The 17,549-nt window shown below is 70.1% G+C and carries 18 protein-coding genes; 8 read left to right on the top strand and 10 right to left on the bottom strand.

Features of this window, described 5'->3' with window-relative positions:
- Window positions 1-49: 49 nt before the first annotated feature.
- From J2X60_RS14580 to J2X60_RS14550, 7 genes are all read right to left on the bottom strand, one after another.
- On the bottom strand, window positions 50-1,093 hold the full coding sequence (locus J2X60_RS14580; protein WP_070417103.1) for a Gfo/Idh/MocA family protein: 1,044 nt from the start codon (window positions 1,091-1,093) through the stop codon (window positions 50-52).
- Window positions 1,094-1,163: 70 nt separating this feature from the next.
- Window positions 1,164-2,090 carry a prenyltransferase gene (locus J2X60_RS14575; RefSeq protein ID WP_070417104.1) on the bottom strand — a complete coding sequence of 309 codons (927 nt, stop codon included), beginning with the start codon at window positions 2,088-2,090 and terminating at the stop codon, window positions 1,164-1,166.
- Entirely contained in the window at window positions 2,087-2,467 is a 381-nt protein-coding gene (locus J2X60_RS14570) for a lycopene cyclase domain-containing protein (protein ID WP_071294389.1), read from the bottom strand. The genes J2X60_RS14575 and J2X60_RS14570 overlap by 4 nt, the downstream gene beginning before the upstream one ends.
- Window positions 2,464-2,805, bottom strand: a complete 342-nt coding sequence (locus J2X60_RS14565) for a lycopene cyclase domain-containing protein (RefSeq protein ID WP_070417106.1) — start codon at window positions 2,803-2,805, stop codon at window positions 2,464-2,466. Before J2X60_RS14565 ends, J2X60_RS14570 begins: the two co-directional genes overlap by 4 nt.
- Window positions 2,805-4,436, bottom strand: a complete 1,632-nt coding sequence (gene crtI, locus J2X60_RS14560; protein ID WP_309888437.1) for a phytoene desaturase family protein — start codon at window positions 4,434-4,436, stop codon at window positions 2,805-2,807. The genes J2X60_RS14565 and crtI overlap by 1 nt, the downstream gene beginning before the upstream one ends.
- Window positions 4,433-5,365 carry a phytoene/squalene synthase family protein gene (locus J2X60_RS14555; RefSeq protein WP_071294387.1) on the bottom strand — a complete coding sequence of 311 codons (933 nt, stop codon included), beginning with the start codon at window positions 5,363-5,365 and terminating at the stop codon, window positions 4,433-4,435. The genes crtI and J2X60_RS14555 overlap by 4 nt, the downstream gene beginning before the upstream one ends.
- A complete protein-coding gene (locus J2X60_RS14550) occupies window positions 5,362-6,420 on the bottom strand; it encodes a polyprenyl synthetase family protein (RefSeq protein WP_071303425.1) in 1,059 nt (352 codons plus the stop codon). The genes J2X60_RS14555 and J2X60_RS14550 overlap by 4 nt, the downstream gene beginning before the upstream one ends.
- A gap of 21 nt (window positions 6,421-6,441) precedes the next feature.
- Between J2X60_RS14550 and idi the strand changes: the two genes are divergently transcribed.
- The 6 genes from idi (at window position 6,442) to J2X60_RS14520 (ending at window position 13,970) form a co-directional block, all read left to right on the top strand.
- Window positions 6,442-6,984, top strand: coding sequence for an isopentenyl-diphosphate Delta-isomerase (gene idi / locus J2X60_RS14545; protein WP_309888434.1), 543 nt, complete (start codon window positions 6,442-6,444; stop codon window positions 6,982-6,984).
- A 350-nt stretch (window positions 6,985-7,334) separates the two neighbouring features.
- Window positions 7,335-8,384, top strand: coding sequence for a magnesium and cobalt transport protein CorA (locus tag J2X60_RS14540; protein WP_309888432.1), 1,050 nt, complete (start codon window positions 7,335-7,337; stop codon window positions 8,382-8,384).
- Window positions 8,385-8,514: 130 nt separating this feature from the next.
- Window positions 8,515-9,537: a LacI family DNA-binding transcriptional regulator gene (locus J2X60_RS14535; protein WP_070417111.1), complete on the top strand. Its 1,023-nt coding sequence runs from the start codon at window positions 8,515-8,517 to the stop codon at window positions 9,535-9,537.
- A gap of 435 nt (window positions 9,538-9,972) precedes the next feature.
- A complete protein-coding gene (gene mmsA / locus J2X60_RS14530; RefSeq protein WP_175473765.1) occupies window positions 9,973-11,496 on the top strand; it encodes a multiple monosaccharide ABC transporter ATP-binding protein in 1,524 nt (507 codons plus the stop codon).
- Window positions 11,493-12,785, top strand: a complete 1,293-nt coding sequence (mmsB, locus tag J2X60_RS14525) for a multiple monosaccharide ABC transporter permease (protein WP_309888430.1) — start codon at window positions 11,493-11,495, stop codon at window positions 12,783-12,785. The genes mmsA and mmsB overlap by 4 nt, the downstream gene beginning before the upstream one ends.
- Window positions 12,786-12,863: 78 nt before the next feature.
- Complete coding sequence (locus tag J2X60_RS14520; protein WP_309778232.1) at window positions 12,864-13,970, top strand: substrate-binding domain-containing protein; 1,107 nt, start codon at window positions 12,864-12,866, stop codon at window positions 13,968-13,970.
- Window positions 13,971-14,092: 122 nt separating this feature from the next.
- Here the strand turns inward: J2X60_RS14520 and J2X60_RS14515 are convergent, their stop codons facing one another.
- Both J2X60_RS14515 and J2X60_RS14510 read right to left on the bottom strand, forming a co-directional pair.
- Entirely contained in the window at window positions 14,093-14,470 is a 378-nt protein-coding gene (locus tag J2X60_RS14515; RefSeq protein ID WP_309888428.1) for a HepT-like ribonuclease domain-containing protein, read from the bottom strand.
- Entirely contained in the window at window positions 14,467-14,982 is a 516-nt protein-coding gene (locus J2X60_RS14510; RefSeq protein WP_083403123.1) for an XRE family transcriptional regulator, read from the bottom strand. The genes J2X60_RS14515 and J2X60_RS14510 overlap by 4 nt, the downstream gene beginning before the upstream one ends.
- A 154-nt stretch (window positions 14,983-15,136) precedes the next feature.
- On the opposite strand from J2X60_RS14510, the gene J2X60_RS14505 reads away from it, so the two are divergent.
- Both J2X60_RS14505 and J2X60_RS14500 read left to right on the top strand, forming a co-directional pair.
- Window positions 15,137-16,138, top strand: coding sequence for a hypothetical protein (locus J2X60_RS14505; protein WP_309778225.1), 1,002 nt, complete (start codon window positions 15,137-15,139; stop codon window positions 16,136-16,138).
- 5 nt (window positions 16,139-16,143) lie between these two features.
- Window positions 16,144-16,887 (top strand): hypothetical protein, encoded by a 744-nt coding sequence (locus J2X60_RS14500; protein ID WP_309888424.1) that lies wholly within the window; start codon window positions 16,144-16,146, stop codon window positions 16,885-16,887.
- A 25-nt stretch (window positions 16,888-16,912) separates the two neighbouring features.
- On the opposite strand, the gene dcd is transcribed toward J2X60_RS14500, so the two are convergent.
- Entirely contained in the window at window positions 16,913-17,500 is a 588-nt protein-coding gene (gene dcd / locus J2X60_RS14495) for a dCTP deaminase (RefSeq protein ID WP_070417116.1), read from the bottom strand.
- Between the last annotated feature and the right edge of the window lie 49 nt (window positions 17,501-17,549).

Genomic DNA, 17,549 nt, shown 5'->3' with positions numbered 1-17,549 from the left:
GGGACCGCGGCGGCAGACTGTCGCTTTCGCGAAGCCGGACCGCCGGGCGTCAGGACGGGACGACGACGTCCTCGGGCAGGCCGGACGCCGCGGAGCGGCCCGCCGCCTCCATGAGCGCGAGGCTCCGCAGGTTGTCGCGACCGCTCGTCGCCGGCGCGGGACCACCGGACACCGAGCGCGCGAACGCCTGCAGCCCGCCCTGCCGGTCGGTGTGCGCCATCGTCGGCAGCTCGACCGCCTCAGCCTCGTCGTCCTGCGTCCGGCGGACCGTCACGCGGTCCCCGGCCACCGCGTTCGGCTCCCCCGAGCGGCTCGTGAACCACAGTTCGCCGTCCTCGCCCTGGATGCTCCACTCGCCCGCCCAAGCCGTCCGGGGGCCGCGCGAGAGCCAGCTGCCGCGGTAGCTGACCACGAGGCCGTCGTCGAGCTCGATGATCATCGAGGCGACGGCTTCGTCCTGGTACTTGCTGTACGACGGGTACGACGACTTCGCGAACACCCGGACGGCCTCGCGACCGGTGATCATCCGGAGGAGGTCGAAGTGGTGGATCGCCATGTCGTTGATCATCGCGTGCGGGAACCGGTAGTGCGGGTGCTCCTCGAACGCGAGGTCGTTGTCCCACTGCCGGAAGTCGACGTTGATCGCCGAGAGCTCGCCGACGGTGCTCGCGGCGAGCAGGTCCTGCACGACCCGGGGTGCGGGGTACCAGCGGTAGTTCTGGCTGACCTGCAGCACGAGCCCGAGCTCCTCGGCACGACGGACTGCGGTGACGGCCTCGTCCGTGGTGTTGGCGAAGGGCTTCTCGACGAGGACGTGCTTGCCGGCCTCGAGCGCCTCGAGGGCGAGCGGCACGTGCGTCACGGCGGGGGCGGTGATCACGACGGCATCGGCTTCGACCCCGGCGAGCGCCTCGGTGAGGGACGCGAACGCCGCCGACTCGGGCAGGCCGAGGTCCGAACGCACGGCGTCCAGTGTCGCCGGGACCGGGTCGACGATCCCGACCACCTCCACTTCGGTGACCTCCGGGATGGCGGTGCGGGCCCAGTTGCCGCCCCACCCTCCGAGACCGACGTGGATGATCCGGACCGTCATGCGTGCACTCCTTCGTGGCTGGCGCCCCACGACTCCCGCGGCGCGTGCGTCCAGTCTGTCAGGGCACGGGTCAGTGCGTGAACGCGTACGCGATGAGTGCCATCGTCACGATGAACCCGGCGAGGTAGTTGATCCAGAGGAACCGCTTCCACCCGGCGTTCGCGGACTCGGCGCCCGCGTCGGTGACGTTCCACCACGGCAGCACGTTGAGGGCGTACGGCACGACGACGATCGCGGCGATCGGACCAGGGAACGCCGAGAACAGCAGTGCGACACCGGCGACGAGGTACGCCACGAACGCCAGGCGCACGGTGGCGCGGGCACCGATGACGGTCGCCACGGAGCCGATCCCACCGGCCCGGTCGGCGAGGACGTCCTGCACGGCGCCGAACGCGTGCGACGCCACGCCCCACAGGAAGAACGCCACGCACACGGCGACGAGCTGCCCGGTCCAGTGCGGGCCGGCGAGCGCCAGGCCGTAGATCGCCGGCGACACGAAGTGGGTGCTCGACGTGAGCGAGTCGAGGAACGGCTTCTCCTTGAAGCGCAGCCCCGGTGCCGAGTAGGCGATGACGGCGAACACGCTGATCGCGAGGACGAGCCACGACCACGGCCCGTTGCCGGACACCGCGCCGAGCACGACGAGCGCGACCAGGAACGGCACGTTCGTGACGACGACGGCCCACAGCGTGGTGCGGTGCACGCTCTTGTCGAGCAGGGCACCCTCGACCCCGCCCTTGCGCGGGTTCCGCAGGTCGGACTCGTAGTCGAAGACGTCGTTGATGCCGTACATCGCCAGGTTGTAGGGCACGAGGAAGTACACGACGCCGACGAGGAACGCGACGAGCGAGAACCCGCCGCCGCCCTCGACGCCGACCCCGCTGCCGAGCAGGTACGCGGCGCCGAACGGGTAGGCGGTGTTCACCCAGCTGATCGGCCGGGACGACACGAACAGGGCGCGCAGGGTCGACGGCCTGGAGGCGGTGCTCGCGTTCATCGGGTCGGTTCCTCTTCGTGGGATGGCCGGGTGGGTCGGTCGAACAGGACCCACAGGCTGGGGAGCAGCACGATCGCGGCGATCGAGTACGCGAGGTCCTCGACCGGGATCGCCCCGATCTTCGCACCACTGATGAGCGCCGGGTCGTACGCCACGATCCGCAGCGTCACGATGACGTTGTCGAACACGATGGTCATGACGAGCAGCGCGATGCCGGCGACGAGCCCGGTCACGAGGGCGATCCGCCGGCCGGTCGGTGCGCGGCGGCCCCGGGCACGAGCACGTCGTGCGGCGACGACCCCGGCGGCGACGGCGACCACCGCGACCGCGGCGAAGAACGGCAGCGCGAGCAGGGCGTACGCGCCGGAGCCGGTCACGATCGGCTCCGCTCGGCCCGCCGCAGGCCCCGCGCGACGAGGGGCTGCACGAAGCCGACCAGGTTCATGGTCGTGTAGCAGAGCAGCAGGAGGAAGAAGAGCTCCTCGAGCGGGACGTCCGGCGCGAGGAGGACCCCGGTCAGCAGGTTCTGCGGCCCGATGAAGAAGATGCCGAGGGCGACCCCGAGCACGTCCCACAGCAGGAAGAACGCGACGCCGACGACCATCACGGCCGCCGCACGCCACGGCGCCCGCCAGAAGAACAGGTGCAGCCGGGCGTCGAGGACGGTCATGCCGACGAGCGACACCAGCAGCCCGGCGAGGTAGAGCCCGGGCATCAGTCAGTGGCGCCGGGTCGCCGGAGCGGTGCCGGGAGCGGTTCGGTGCTGGTGTCCCCGTGGATGCGCTTGAGGAGCACCTCGGCGCTGATCAGGCACATCGGCAGCCCGATGCCCGGGATCGTCGAGGCACCGGCGTAGTAGAGCCCGTCGACCTTCGCCGAGGCGTTCTTCTCGCGGAAGAACGCGCTCTGCTTCAGGGTGTGCGCCGGCCCGAGCATCGAGCCGCTCCAGGCGTTGTAGTCGTCGGCGAAGTCGCGGGGACCGATCGTCCGGCGGACCCGGATCCGGTCGCGGAGGTCCGGCACCCCGGCACGCTCCGCGACGACGTCGATGGCGCGGTCGGCGATCCGCTCGACCTCGTAGTCGCCGGCACCGTCGATGCCGCCCTTGCCGATCGACAGGTCGGCGGGCAGCGGCACGAGGATGAACAGGTTGCTCGATCCCCGCGGGGCGACCGAGGCGTCGGTCTCCGACGGAGCGCAGACGTAGATCGACGCCGGGTCGGGGACGTGCCGGTCGGCACCGAAGATCGCACCGAAGTTCGCCTTCCAGTCCTCGGTGAACACCAGCGTGTGGTGCAGCAGCCCCGGCACGGGCCCGTCGACGCCGAGGTAGACGAGCACGGCGCTCGGCCCCGGGTCGCGCTTCGCCCAGTGTGCTGCGGGGTACGTGCGGTGCTCCGCGTCGAGCAGCTGCAGCTCGGTGTGCCGGAGGTCGGCGGCGCTCACCACGAGGTCGGCGGGCGCCGTGTGCTGCGCACCCGCGCGGTCGCGGTGGACGACACCGGTGACGTGGCCGTCCTCGACGACGATGCGCTCGACCTTGGCGCCGGCGATGATCTTCGCGCCCTCACGGCGGGCGACGCGTTCGACGGCGGAGATGACCTCGGTGATGCCGCCCTTCGGGTAGAGCACCCCGTCGGCGAGGTCGAGGTGGCTCATGAGGTGGTACATGCTCGGCGCCGCGTACGGGCTCGTGCCGAGGAAGACCGCCGGGTAGCCGAGGACCTGCCACAGGCGGCGGTCCTTGACCGCGGACTCGGCGAAGGTGGAGAGCGGCTCGATGAGGAGGCGCGCGAGCTTCGGCAGCCGTCGGAGGACGTCGGGGGCCGCGAGCTTCGTGAGGTCCTGGAAGGTCGTGTAGAGGAACCGGCGGATCGCCATCGCGTAGGTGTCCTCGGACGAGGCCAGGTACTTCCGCATCCGTCTGCCGGCGCCCGGCTCGACGGACTCGAACAGGGCGATGTTCGCCTCCCTGTCGGCACGGAGGTCGATCGGGTCGTCGTAGCCCTCGCTGTACACGCGGTACCCGGGGTCGAGCTTCTCGAGGTCGAGTTCGGCGTCGGCCGAGGTGCCGAGCAGCTGGAAGAAGTGGTCGAACACCTCGGGCATGAGGTACCAGGACGGGCCGGTGTCGAACCGGAAGCCGTCCTGCTCCCACGACCCGGCGCGGCCGCCGAGCTGCCCGCGCTGCTCGAGCACGGTCACCGAGAAGCCGTCCCGCGCGAGCAGGGCGGCGGACGCGAGTCCGCTGATGCCGCCGCCGACGACGACGGCACGTCGGGCGGGCACCTTGCGCCTGGTCGTGGTGCCGGCGTCCTTCGGACTGGAGGCGCGGGGCGGGGTCACGCCGTGCCTCCCGTCCGGTGGTGGGTCGCGCGCGACCGCAGCGGCGCACGTCCGGCGAGCACCTGCGCGGCCAGGCGGGCCTTCACCGGGTTCGGGACGCGCACCCGGGTGGTGACCAGGCGGTCAGCGGGCGTGGCGGCGATGCGGTCGTTGAGCTCCTGGAAGAGCGCGTGCGCCAGGCCGACGGCGTTCCGCGCGTCGGCCGGCAGCAGCCGGACGGTGCGGGCGGCCCGGTCGAGGTCGGACTGCACGTCGGCGACCAGCCGGTCCTTCGTCGCTTCGTCGAAGCTGCGGATGTCGACCCCCGGGAAGTAGGAGCGGCCGAGCACCTCGAAGTCGGCGTGCAGGTCGCGCAGGAAGTTCACCTTCTGGAACGCGGCACCGAGCGCTCGGGCACCGTCGACGAGCACGGTGCCGTCGAAGGTCGGCCGGCCGGCGCGGTGGACGAACGCGCGCAGGCACATCAGGCCCACCACCTCGGCCGAGCCGTACACGTAGCGGTCGAAGGACTCCTGGTCGTGCTCGGTCCGCTCGAGGTCCATCCGCATCGAGGCGAAGAACGGCCGCGTGAGCTCCGGGCCGAACCCGGTGACCCGAGCGGTCCGCGCGAAGGCATGCACCACCGGGTTGACGGAGAAGCCGAGCGCGATCGCCCGCTCGGTGTCGGCCTCGAGCTCGTCGAGGACCGTCCGGGCGAGGTCGTGGTCGAGTCCGGCCTCGGTCGCGGGCCCGTCGACGACCTCGTCGGCGACCCGGACGAGGGCGTACACGTTGCGGATGTGCTCACGCGTGTCCTTCGTGAGCAGCCGACTGGCGAGCCCGAAGGACGTCGAGTACCGGTCGATGACGACGCCCGACGCGGCCTCGGCCGTGGCGTCGTAGAGCGGGAGCCGGGTCGTGGGACGCGGCTCCGTTCGGCTGTGGCTCACCGGGCGCGCTCCACGAGTTCGGTCACGAGGGCCTCCAGGCGGTCGGCGAGGTCGTACGGCAGTCCGGCGAGCTCGGCACGGGCGAGTGCGGTGTGCTCGGCGATCCGCGATTCGGCGGCGGCCCGGGCGCCGCAGGTGACAAGGGTCGCACGGAGTTCGGCCGCGCGCTCCTCGCTGAGGTCCGGGTCGCCGAGGTACGGCGCGATGTCCGGCCAGCACTCGGTCGTCGCGGCGTGGGCGATCAGCATCGTGCGCTTGCCCTCGCGCAGGTCGCCGAGGACGGTCTTGCCGGTCGTGCCCTCGTCGCCGAAGACCCCCAGCAGGTCGTCGACGATCTGGTAGGCGATCCCGATCTCGCGGCCGAAGGCACCGAGGGCCTCGACGATCGGTTCGGCGGCGCCGGCCAGCACCGCACCGGACTGCAGTGGCGCCTCGAACGAGTACACGCTCGTCTTCGCACGCTCCATCTGCAGGACCTCATCCACCGTCGGCATCACCCCGAGGGCGAGGTCGACGTCGGTCATCTCGCCCGCGGCGCTGGCGAACACGGCCTCGTCGAGGAGCTCGAGCAGTCGGGCACGTCGGTCACCCGTGACGCCGGCCGACTCGATGAACCGGGGTGCGCCCGCGAGCGCCAGGTCGCCGGCGATGACCGCGGCGCTCATGCCGCGGTGCTCGGCGGTGGGCAGCGGCAGGCCGCCCGTCGTGCCGGTGTCGCGGAAGGACCCGGCGACGTTCGGCTGGCCGCGGCGCGACCAGTCGCGGTCGATGACGTCGTCGTGCACGACGAGCGCGGTGTGCAGCAGCTCGTACGCGGCACCGACGTGCGCGGCCGCGTGCAGGTCGTCGCCGCCGAGGCCGGTGTAGGCGGTGAGGACCATGCGCGGGCGGAAGCGCTTCCCGCCCATGCTCGCCTTGCGGAGCACCCGCCAGAGTTCCCCGGACGGTCGTCCATACCGCTCGGCGCGAGCCGACGACACGGCGAAGAAGCGCTCGAGGCAGTCGTCGACGAGCGCGAGGTCGATGTGCGCCACGGTGGCCGCTTCCTCGCTCATTGGCCTAACCTATCGATGCAGATGACGACTTTCCCTGAATCCGTGGTGCTCCTGGCCGATGACCGTACCCCGATCGGTACGGCGGACAAGTTCACGGTGCACACCGACCACACGCCCCTCCACCTGGCCTTCTCGTGCCACGTGCGGAACACCGACGGCGACGTCCTGGTGACCCGTCGTGCGCTGTCCAAGACGACGTGGCCCGGGGTGTGGACGAACACGTTCTGCGGCCACCCCGGTCCCGACGAGTCGTTCGAGGACGCGATCGCTCGACGGGCCTCGCGTGAACTCGGCATCACCGTCCGCGACGTCGAGCTCGTGCTGCCGGACTTCCGGTACCGCGCAGTCGACGCCTCCGGGATCGTCGAGAACGAGGTCTGCCCGGTCTTCCGCGCGGTCACCGACGACGTCCCGGCTCCGGCCGACGACGAGGTCGCCGAGTACGCCTGGGTCTCCGAGGCCGCGCTGCGCGAGTCGGTCGCCGGTGCGCCGTTCGCGTGGAGCCCGTGGCTCGGGTGGCAGCTCACCGAGCTCGCGACGGCCGGTCTGCACATCACCCGCTGACCCCCGCCGGCCCGGCCCCGCCCCGGCGGCGAGCCCGAGACTCGGCTCCGCGGACACATCCGCGCGCCGATCGCCACGGAACTGTCCGCCGGGCCGAGACTCGGCGCCGTTCCGGGGCGTGTGAGCGTTCGTTCACTTGGCCCCGCCGATCCGGCGGAGTAGGGTCGGGCGTCGGCTGCACGGGCAGCCCACGGACGACGAAGGGCAGGTGAGGCGCGATGTCGGGTGACCATCCTCGATCGGGCCGGCCGCCCCTGACGGTCGTCGCCGAGCCCGTTCGCTGAGCAACCCCTCCCCCGGACCTCTCCGGGGTCACTTCGCGCCTGCCTGCTCCCGAGAGGAGCACGCACATGGCACTGATCGACAACGCGATCTACGTCGAGGGACGTCGCGTCGGGTCACCGTCGACCCTGTCGCTCGCCACCGGGGGCGACCTCGCCTGGATCGGGCTCTTCCGCCCCGACGACACCGAGCTCGAGGCCGTCGCGACCGAGTTCGACCTGCACGAGAACGCGGTGGAGGACGCCCGCAAGGGACACCAGCGCGCGAAGCTCGAGCGGTACGGCGACACGCTCTTCCTGGTGCTCCGGCCGGCGTGGTTCGACACCACTGCCGAGACCGTCGAGTTCGGCGAGGTGCACCTGTTCGTCGGCGACCGGTTCGTGGTGAGCGTCCGGCACGCCGAGCGTCCCGACCTGGCGGCGCTCCGTGCCCGGGTCGAGGCCGACCCGGAGTTCCTCGCCCGGGGCTCCGAAGCCGTCACCGCCGCCGTGCTCGACGAGGTCGTCGACGGCTACGCCCCCGTGGTCGAGATCCTGCAGGACCACGTCGACGCCATCGAGGACCAGCTGTTCGCCGGGCAGGTCGACCCCGGCGTCTCGAAGCGGATCTACCAGCTCCTCAGCGAGGTCCTGGCCTTCCAGCGCGCCACGAAGCCGGTTCCGGCGATGGTGAAGGGGCTGCTCCGCGGCGCCGACAAGTACGGCGTCGACGACGAGGTCCAGCACCGCCTGCGGAACGTGCTCGACCACGCACTGCGGGTCACCGAGCGGGTGGACTCGTTCCGGGCCCTGCTCGAGAACGCCCTGACGCTGCACGCGACCCTGGTGTCGCAGGAGCAGAACGAGGCGATGCGCCGCATGACGAGCGCCAGCCTCGCGCAGGGCGAGGAGAGCCGCCAGCTCGCACACGCCGCGCACCGGCAGGGCGAGGAGGTCAAGAAGATCTCCTCGTGGGCGGCGATCCTCTTCGCGCCGGGACTCATCGCCGGGGTCTACGGGATGAACTTCGACCACATGCCCGAACTCCACTGGCGGTACGGCTACCCGGTCGCGATCCTCGGGATGCTCGCCCTGATGGGCGTGCTCTGGGCGATCTTCCGCAAGCGCAACTGGCTCTAGGCACGTCCTGTCCCCGGCCAGGCAGCGACGGCTCAGGTGGCGTGGACGCTCGAGGCGTGCATAATGATCTGGCTCGGAATGTGAACGTGCACATGGGCGTGCCACGGCCCCGGGCAGGAAACGAGTAGCAATGGCGTCGACGCGGGCACAGCAACCGCGGTCGCCCAGCATCCGCGACGTCGCGCGGGTTGCCGGTGTGTCCCACCAGACGGTGTCTCGGGTGCTCAACAACTCGGACGCGATCCGGGCCGAGACCCGCGACCGTGTCCTCGCGGCGATGGAGCAGCTGCAGTACCGGCCGAACCGTGCCGCACGGGCACTGGTCACCAGCCGGACCCGAACGATCGGTGTGCTCACCGCGCAGCGCTCGCACTACGGGCCGGCGGTGACGATGCAGGCGATCGAGGACGCCGCGGTCAGCCGCGGGTACTCCGTGACGACGGCGAACATCGCCGAGCCGACCGACACCGCCGTCCGCGACGGACTCGGGCACCTGCTCGACCAGGACGTCGAGGGGATCGTGGTCATCGCGCCGCAGCAGCGGGTGTTCGACCTGATCGAGGAGCTCGGGATCCGGACGCCGTACGTCACGATGCGCTCGAGCGTCGGCGAGGACCCGACCGCACTCTGGGTCGACCAGATGGAGGGCGCCCGGCTCGCGACGGCGCACCTGCTCGACCTCGGGCACGAGTACGTCCGGCACATCGCCGGACCCCAGGACTGGATCGAGGCGGACGCCCGGATGCAGGGCTTCCTGCGCGAGATGTCCGACCGCGACATGCCCGTCGTCCCGCCGATCCTGGGCGACTGGTCCGCCGACTTCGGGTACCACGCCGGCCGGGAGCTCCTGCGCTGGCGGGACTGCACCGCGATCTTCTGCTCGAACGACGCGATGGCGCTCGGGGTGGTGCACGCCGCACGCTCGTACGGCCTCGACGTCCCCGGGGACCTGTCGGTGGTGGGCTACGACGACATCCCCGAGGCGAAGCACTTCTGGCCGCCGCTCACGACCGTGCAGGTGGACTTCGCCGAACTCGGCCGACGGTGCGTGGACCTGCTCCTGCCCGGCGACGACGACGCCGTCCTCCGGCCGATCGACATCGTGCCCCAGCTCGTGGTGCGCGGCTCCACGGGCGCCCCCCGCAAGCGCTGAGCGCCGCGTCGGGCGCCCGTGCGGGGTGGGCGCGCCCGTGTGCAGACGGGAGGCGCGGGGCGGCGCCGACCCGCGCCTCCAGGCAGTCATCGACCCACCCGGGTACCCCAACGCGGGGGACGTGCGGTGCCCGGTTCCGCCAGATCACGCGGCCCGTTACACAAACGCGACCAAACCGAATTGACAGGCGCGCCGATCGCGTGCGTAGTATTACCTCCGTTCCGCCGATGTGAACGGTCACATGACCGTCACGACGCGGATCTCCGGACGCGACAACGAAGTCCACACAGACCTCCTGTGCCTTCGCTGCCGCTCGCAGAACCACCCGAAGGACTGCCGCATCGCAGCGGCAGAAGGAGATGCACCGTGGCGTCAACCCCGATCGACACCGGCCTCGAGACCCGGTCGATCACCGCACCCGAGACGATCCTCGAGATGCGCTCGATCACCAAGGAGTTCCCTGGTGTCAAGGCGCTGTCCGACGTCTCGCTCAGCGTCCGTGCCGGCGAGATCCACGCGATCTGCGGCGAGAACGGCGCCGGCAAGTCGACCCTCATGAAGGTCCTGTCCGGCGTGTACCCGTACGGCACCTACGACGGCGAGATCGTCTTCGAGGGCGAAGAGGTCCGGTTCAAGGACATCAAGCAGTCCGAGCAGTCCGGCATCGTGATCATCCACCAGGAGCTCGCGCTGATCCCGGAGCTCTCGATCACCGAGAACCTGTTCCTCGGCAACGAGCCGGGCAAGTTCGGCGTCATCGACTGGACGAGCGCCCAGCTCCGTGCACAGGACCTGCTCGCCCGCGTCGGCCTCGCCGACGACCCGGACACGCAGATCAAGAACATCGGCGTCGGCAAGCAGCAGCTCGTCGAGATCGCCAAGGCCCTGCACAAGGACGTCAAGCTCCTCATCCTCGACGAGCCGACCGCGGCGCTCAACGAGAACGACTCGCAGCACCTCCTCGACCTCATCGTCGGGCTGAAGGCCAAGGGCATCTCGAGCATCATCATCAGCCACAAGCTGAACGAGATCGAGCAGATCGCCGACGAGATCACGATCATCCGCGACGGCAAGACCATCGAGACGCTGAACGTCAAGGGCGACGGCGTCAACGAGGACCGCATCATCCGCGGCATGGTCGGCCGGTCGCTCGAGAGCCGCTTCCCGGACCGCACCCCGAAGATCGGCGAGACGTTCTTCGAGGTCCGCGACTGGACGGTCCAGCACCCGCTCGACTCCTCGCGCCTGGTCTGCAAGGGCTCGAACTTCCACGTCAAGCGCGGCGAGATCGTCGGCTTCGCGGGTCTGATGGGCGCCGGCCGCACCGAGCTCGCGATGAGCATCTTCGGTCGCTCCTACGGCACGTGGCTCGGCGGGCAGATCATCAAGGACGGCGAGGAGATCAAGGTCACCAACGTCCAGCAGGCGATCGAGCACGGCATCGGCTACGTCTCCGAGGACCGCAAGGCACTCGGCCTCAACCTGCTCGACACCGTCAAGCGGTCGACCGTCGCGGCCGACCTGCAGAAGATCTCGAAGGCCGGCGTCGTGGACTCCCTCGAGGAGTACAACGTCGCCGAGAAGTACCGGAAGCTGCTCCGCACGAAGGTGCCGACCGTCGAGGAGAACGTCGGCAAGCTCTCCGGCGGCAACCAGCAGAAGGTCGTCCTGTCGAAGTGGATGTTCACCGACCCGGACATCCTCATCCTCGACGAACCGACCCGCGGCATCGACGTGGGCGCCAAGTTCGAGATCTACGGCATCATCCAGCAGCTCGCAGCCGAGGGGAAGGGCATCATCCTCATCTCCTCCGAGCTCCCCGAACTCCTCGGCCTCTCCGACCGGATCTACACGATCTTCGAGGGCCAGATCACGGCCGACATCCCCTCGGAACAGGCCGATCCAGAAACGCTCATGCGCAGCATGACCTCCGCGCGGAAGGGCGCTCTCGTCTCATGAAGAACCTGAAACTGCTGTTCGGCAAGGGCAACAGCATCGGCCAGTACGGCATGATCATCGCGTTGATCGCGATCGTGATCTTCTTCTCGATCACGACCAAGGGCCTGATCCTCGAGCCGACGAACGTCATCAACCTGTTCCTGCAGTACTCCTACATCCTCATCCTCGCGCTGGGGATGGTGATGGTGATCATCGCCGGCCACATCGACCTGTCGGTCGGTTCGGTCGCGGCGTTCGTCGGCATCATCGTCGCGCAGTCGATGTCCGTGTGGCACTGGCCGGCGTGGGCCGCGATCATCCTCGGCCTGGCCGTCGGTGCCCTCGTCGGTGCCTGGCAGGGCTTCTGGGTGGCGTTCGTCCGGGTCCCCGCGTTCATCGTGACGCTCGCCGGTCAGCTCATCTTCCGCGGTGCGAACCAGATCATCGGTCAGTCGACCTCGGTGCCGACCCCGGACTCGTACAACGCCATCGGCGCCGGCTACCTCGGTGACTTCGGCCCGGACTTCGGGTACTCCAACGGCACGCTGCTCATCGGTCTGGCCACGATCATCGCCCTGATCGTCATCGAGGCCCGCGGCCGCTCCCGCCGCAAGAAGATGCAGGCCGAGGTCCCGCCGCTGTGGGTGTCGATCGTCCGCACGGGCGTCCTCGTCGCCGTCACGCTCGTCGCGACCTACCTGTTCGGCGCCGGCCCCGTCGGTACGTCGATCCCGATCGTCGCGATCATCCTCGGTGTCCTCACGATCATCTACGGCTTCATCACGAAGAACACGATCTTCGGTCGCCAGGTCTACGCGGTCGGCGGCAACGCGAGCGCCGCGGTGCTCTCCGGTGTCAGCGCCCGCAAGGTCAACTTCTTCGTCATGGCGAACATGTCCGTGCTCGCCGCGGTCGCCGGCATGGTGTTCGTCGGCTACTCGAACGCCTCGGGTCCGGCTGACGGCACCGGCTGGGAGCTCGACGCGATCGCCGCCGTGTTCGTCGGTGGCGCCGCGGTCGCGGGTGGCATCGGCACGATCTCCGGGTCGATCATCGGTGGCCTCGTGATGGCGCTCCTGTCGAACGGCCTCCAGCTCATGGGCATCGAGTCGAACAAGGTGCAGATCATCCGTGGTCTCGTCCTCCTCGTCGCGGTCGCCTTCGACGTCTACTCGAAGTCCCAGGGCCGCCCGTCGCTCATCGGCGGCATGATGCGGCAGTTCCAGAAGAAGGACACCGAGCAGAACACGGTGGCGGCCCAGCAACCGCAGTCCATCCAGGACCAGCCGGAGAAGGTCAACACCCAGTAAAGACGTGGCGCCCCGGGCGACCGGGGCGCACGAACCCCTCACCACAGCACCACCCCTCAACGAAGAGAAAGCACTCACATGCGCAAAAAGCTCATCGCCGGCATCGGCCTGGCGCTCGTCGCGGGCCTCGCCCTCAGCGGCTGCTCGGCTCGCGGCACCTCCGGCTCGGACTCGGGCTCGAGCACCGAGATCAAGAAGGGCGACCTCATCGGCGTCGCCCTGCCGGCCAAGACGTCGCAGAACTGGGTGCTCGCGGGCGCCGCGTTCGAGAAGTCGATCGAGGACGCCGGCTTCAAGGCCGACATCCAGTACGCCAACGCCGGCAACCCCGTCCCGGACCAGCAGTCGCAGATCTCGGGCATGGTCACCAAGGGCGCCAAGGTCGTCATCATCGGTGCCGCCGACGGTTCGCAGCTCGGCTCGCAGGTCAAGGCCGCCAAGGCGAAGGGCGTCACCGTCATCGCCTGGGACCGCAACATCCTGAACACCAAGAACGTCGACTACTACGTGGCGTTCAACAACTACAAGGTCGGCCAGCTGCAGGCGCAGGCACTCCTCGACGGCCTCAAGGCCGAGAAGGGTGACGGCCCCTACAACATCGAGCTGTTCGCCGGTTCGGCGGACGACGCGAACGCCACCGTGTTCTTCAACGGTGCGATGAACGTCCTCGAGCCGAAGATCAAGGACGGCACCGTCAAGGTCACGTCCGGCCAGGAGACCTTCCAGAAGGTCCAGACCAAGGGTTGGCTCGCGCAGAACGCCCAGTCCCGCATGACCGACCTGCTGTCGCAGTACTACTCGGGTGACACCAAGCTCGACGGCGTCCTGTCGCCGAACGACACCCTCGCCCGTGCGATCCTGACCGCGACGAAGGCCGCCGGCAAGCCGAACCCGGTCGTCACCGGCCAGGACTCGGAGACCGCGTCGATCCCGCTCATCATGCAGGGCACGCAGTACTCGACGATCTACAAGAACACCACCGAGGAGGCCCAGGCCGCCATCGACCTGGTGTCCGACCTCTCGAAGGGCAACAAGCCCGACACCAAGATCGACAAGACGAACAACTACAACGGCGTCAAGACGGTCCCGGCGATCGAGCTCACCCCGATCCTCGTGACCAAGGAGAACGCCGTCGAGGCCTACAAGGGCAACGACACCCTCGAGGCACTCGCCAAGAAGGGCTGATCTCCCCGATCACACGACGACGGCCCCGTCTCGCTCCGGCGAGACGGGGCCGTCCCGCGTTCGCGGCGGGGCCACGGTCGGACGGGAGGCGCGGTCCGGGGCCGACCCGCGCCTCCCGTCCGTCACCGCGTCAGGTCCGCTGCCCCTGCCGCGCCCCGACGGTCACCGCGCGCTGCGTGCGCGGCGCGCAGGCGGTGGACCGCCTCGCAGAGCGACGGCACGTCCACCCGGGCCGTCCCGAACACGACGGCCGGCGTCGTGTCGAAGTACCGCCGGGTGAGGCGTTCGCCGAGGAGCGACACCCGCGACCACGGGATGCTCGGCTCGGTCGACGTCACCGCGCTCGGGAGCATCCGGACCGCCTCGCCGATCTCGACCAGTCGCATCCGGACCGCGTCGTACACGAGGCCCTCCGGCAGTGCGTCGTCGTCGACGTAGGCACGGATCACCCCGCAGGCACGGATCACGTCGTCGAGCCGGTCCCCGACGTCGCGGCTCACAGCGGCACCGCGTCCCGGACGGCGTCGGCGCCCATGCCGGCGGCGTCCACCACGTCCACCCGCACGCCGAGGAGCTGTTCCGCCTCGTCCTGGATCCGCATGAGCGCGAAGATGCCGAGCCCGGGGTCGAGGTCCACCATCAGGTCGACGTCGCTCGCCGGGCCGTCCTCGCCCCGGGCCACGCTGCCGAAGAGCCGGGGGTTGCGGCCACCGAGGCGCTGCACGATCGCGACGAGTTCCCGCCGTGCGGCCATCACCCGTTCGCGGAGGGGCGGCGGTTCCTCGACGGGGTGCAGGTCGATCGCGGCCGTGAACCCCGCTGCGAGCAGGAGCCGCTGCAGTGCGGCGAGGGACGGCTCGCGGCGTCCGTTCTCGTAGGTGCTGATGACGCTCTGCGTGACGCCGGCGCGGTCGGCGAGCTGCACCTGGGTGAGTTCGGCGCGGAGGCGGGCGTCCCGGATGAGCCCGGCTGCCGACACTGGCGGCGCGGGTCGAGGGAGTACTGCGGACATGCGGCCACGATACACAGAATGCGACATTTCTTTACGCACATCCTGCGGTTCGGAGTGCCGCGTCCAGGATATTGCGACGGGCGATATCGCGGGCCGCGTTATGCCGAATACAAGTTTTTCCTCTCGACGTCCGCTTTGCTTGTACGATCACGCCATGGACGTCGTGCGAGGCCTCGAGCTGCTCGAGACAGTTGCGCCCGACCTGGACCTCTCCGTCCGTGCGACCTCGTCACGGACCGCCAGTCTGACGTCTCGGCAGGGGCTCCGCCACGTGCTCATCCGGGCGCTCGACACCCCTCCGACCCCGGCGCGCGTGATGCGTGAGCTGGGCACTCTCGGCCGAGGCGCGATGGCGGCTGAAGCGCTGCTGTACGTCGTTCCACGATCGACCGCCTCCCTCCGCGCGATCGCGCTCGCTGACTCGCGGGTGATCGTCGCGGCCGTCGACCAAGGTGCCGTACTGATCGACGGCACCGAGTGGTCGCGGACGCCCGTTCCGGCCCCGGTGCGTGGCTCACGCGGCCGCACGCCCTGGGGACGGTTCGCGCTGATGCGAGCGCTCGTGCGCACCGGCGCTCCGCGAACACAGTCCGAACTCGCGAGCGAGACGGGCGTCACCCAGCAGGCGATCGCGCTCGCCCTGCCCGCGTTGCACAGCCTCGGCGTGGAGCGAACGGCCGGAGGATGGGTCGGTCGTGATGCCTCAGCACTGTGGGACGAGTTCCTGTCGGCGTACCCGGGCCCGTCGGGGGTACGCCGACGCTGGACGAGCGTGGCCGCGCTCGACCTCCAGCGGCAGCGGGCAGTCGAGGCAGCGCGCTCCGAGTCACGTTCGGTGCTCGTCTCCGGCGACTCGGCCGCCGACACCCTCGCGCCGGTTCGTCGCCCGGTCGTCGCGGTCCTCTACAGCGAGGCCGACCTCGACCTCGCGGCACGCTTCACCACGGCACCACCCGGTGACGAGACGCTCGCGGTGGTCGTCCCCGCAGATCCCACCGTCTTCGCGACCGCTCGAGCCTGGGACCCGCACGGCGCACCGACGCTCACGGATCCGCTGGTCACGGCATGGGAGGTCGCCAACTCCCGGGGTCCCGACCGCGACGACGCGGTCTTGGCACTGCGCCGCGTCACGCTCGACGGGCGGGACGAACGGTGATCCGTGTGAGCGCGGTGGTCCCGTGCACCTCGGTCGCCGACGAACTCGCTTTCGCCTCGCTCGGTGACGCAGTACGCGCGATCGCCGATCGCAGCGCCGCGCGCATCGTCGGAGGCCACATGGTCGGACTGCTCCTGACAGCGTTCCCGGTCGACGGCCTCGCGGCGCGGCGGACCGTCGACGCTGACGCGGGCGTGAGCACTGAGATCGCGGCCCGCGGTGACGTGGTCGACAGGCTGCTCGCCGACGGGTACCGGGCAACCGCCGGAAACCGGTTCGAGCGGGACGGCCGAACGATCGACCTGCTCGTGGAGTCGCTCGACGGACGCTTTCGCCCACGGCACCTCGGCGGGCGGCACTTCGACGCGAGTCCCGGCCTCGACGTCGTCCTCGCACAGGACCCGATCGAGGTCGACACGACCGTGGTCGACACCCACGGTCGCGAAGAGCGCTTCGTGGTCCGGGTCCCGACCGTCGAGATGGCGACGATCCTCAAGACGTACGCCTGGGCTTCGCGCCGCTCCACGAAGGACCTCGCAGACCTCGGGCACCTGCTGGAGATCCGTCATGCACACGGTGCCGCCGCCGTCGGCGGGTGGGCCCTCGACACCGAACCGGTGAGCGGGCGCCGGCTGGACACCGCACGAACCCTCCGGAGCATCAGGCCGGCCGATGCACGATTCGCGGACTCCGGGATCGCCGGGCCACGCTTCGTTGCGCTGATCAGGGAGTACGTCGCGGTGGTCTGACGTCCGACGTCCACCCGGGTGCCGGTCAGGAGCGGCGGGAGACGTCCGTCCGCAGGAAGTTCTGCGCCGAGCGGGACGGCGTCGGACCGCGCTGCCCCTGGTACCGCGACTGGTACTCGGCGGAGCCGTACGGCTTGTCGGCGGGGCTCGACAGCTGGAAGAAGCAGAGCTGGCCGATCTTCATGCCCGGCCAGAGCTTGATCGGCAGGGTCGCCACGTTCGAGAGCTCGAGGGTGACGTGCCCGGAGAAGCCCGGGTCGATGAAGCCCGCCGTGGAGTGGGTCAGGAGGCCGAGGCGCCCGAGCGAGCTCTTGCCCTCGAGCCGTGCCGCGATGTCGTCGGGCAGCGTGACGACCTCGTACGTCGACCCGAGCACGAACTCCCCCGGGTGCAGGACGAACGCCTCGTCCGGGTCGGTCTCGACCAGCCGGGTCAGGTCGGGCTGGTCGACCGCCGGGTCGATGTGCGGGTACTTGTGGTTGTCGAACAACCGGAAGAACTTGTCGAGCCGGACGTCGATGCTCGACGGCTGGACGAGCGAGGCGTCGTACGGGTCGAGGCCGATCCGGCCCTCGGCCAGCTGGGCGGTGATGTCGCGGTCGGAGAGCAGCACGCGACGAGCCTAGCGGCAGCGGAACGGCACCGGTAAGCTGCGAGGCTGC

It is taken from the genome of Curtobacterium sp. 320, from assembly GCF_031455235.1.
In the GTDB taxonomy this organism is placed as follows: Bacteria; Actinomycetota; Actinomycetes; order Actinomycetales; family Microbacteriaceae; genus Curtobacterium.
The sequence above is the reverse complement of the archived record's forward strand: the minus strand, read 5'-3'. Positions and strand labels throughout refer to the sequence as shown.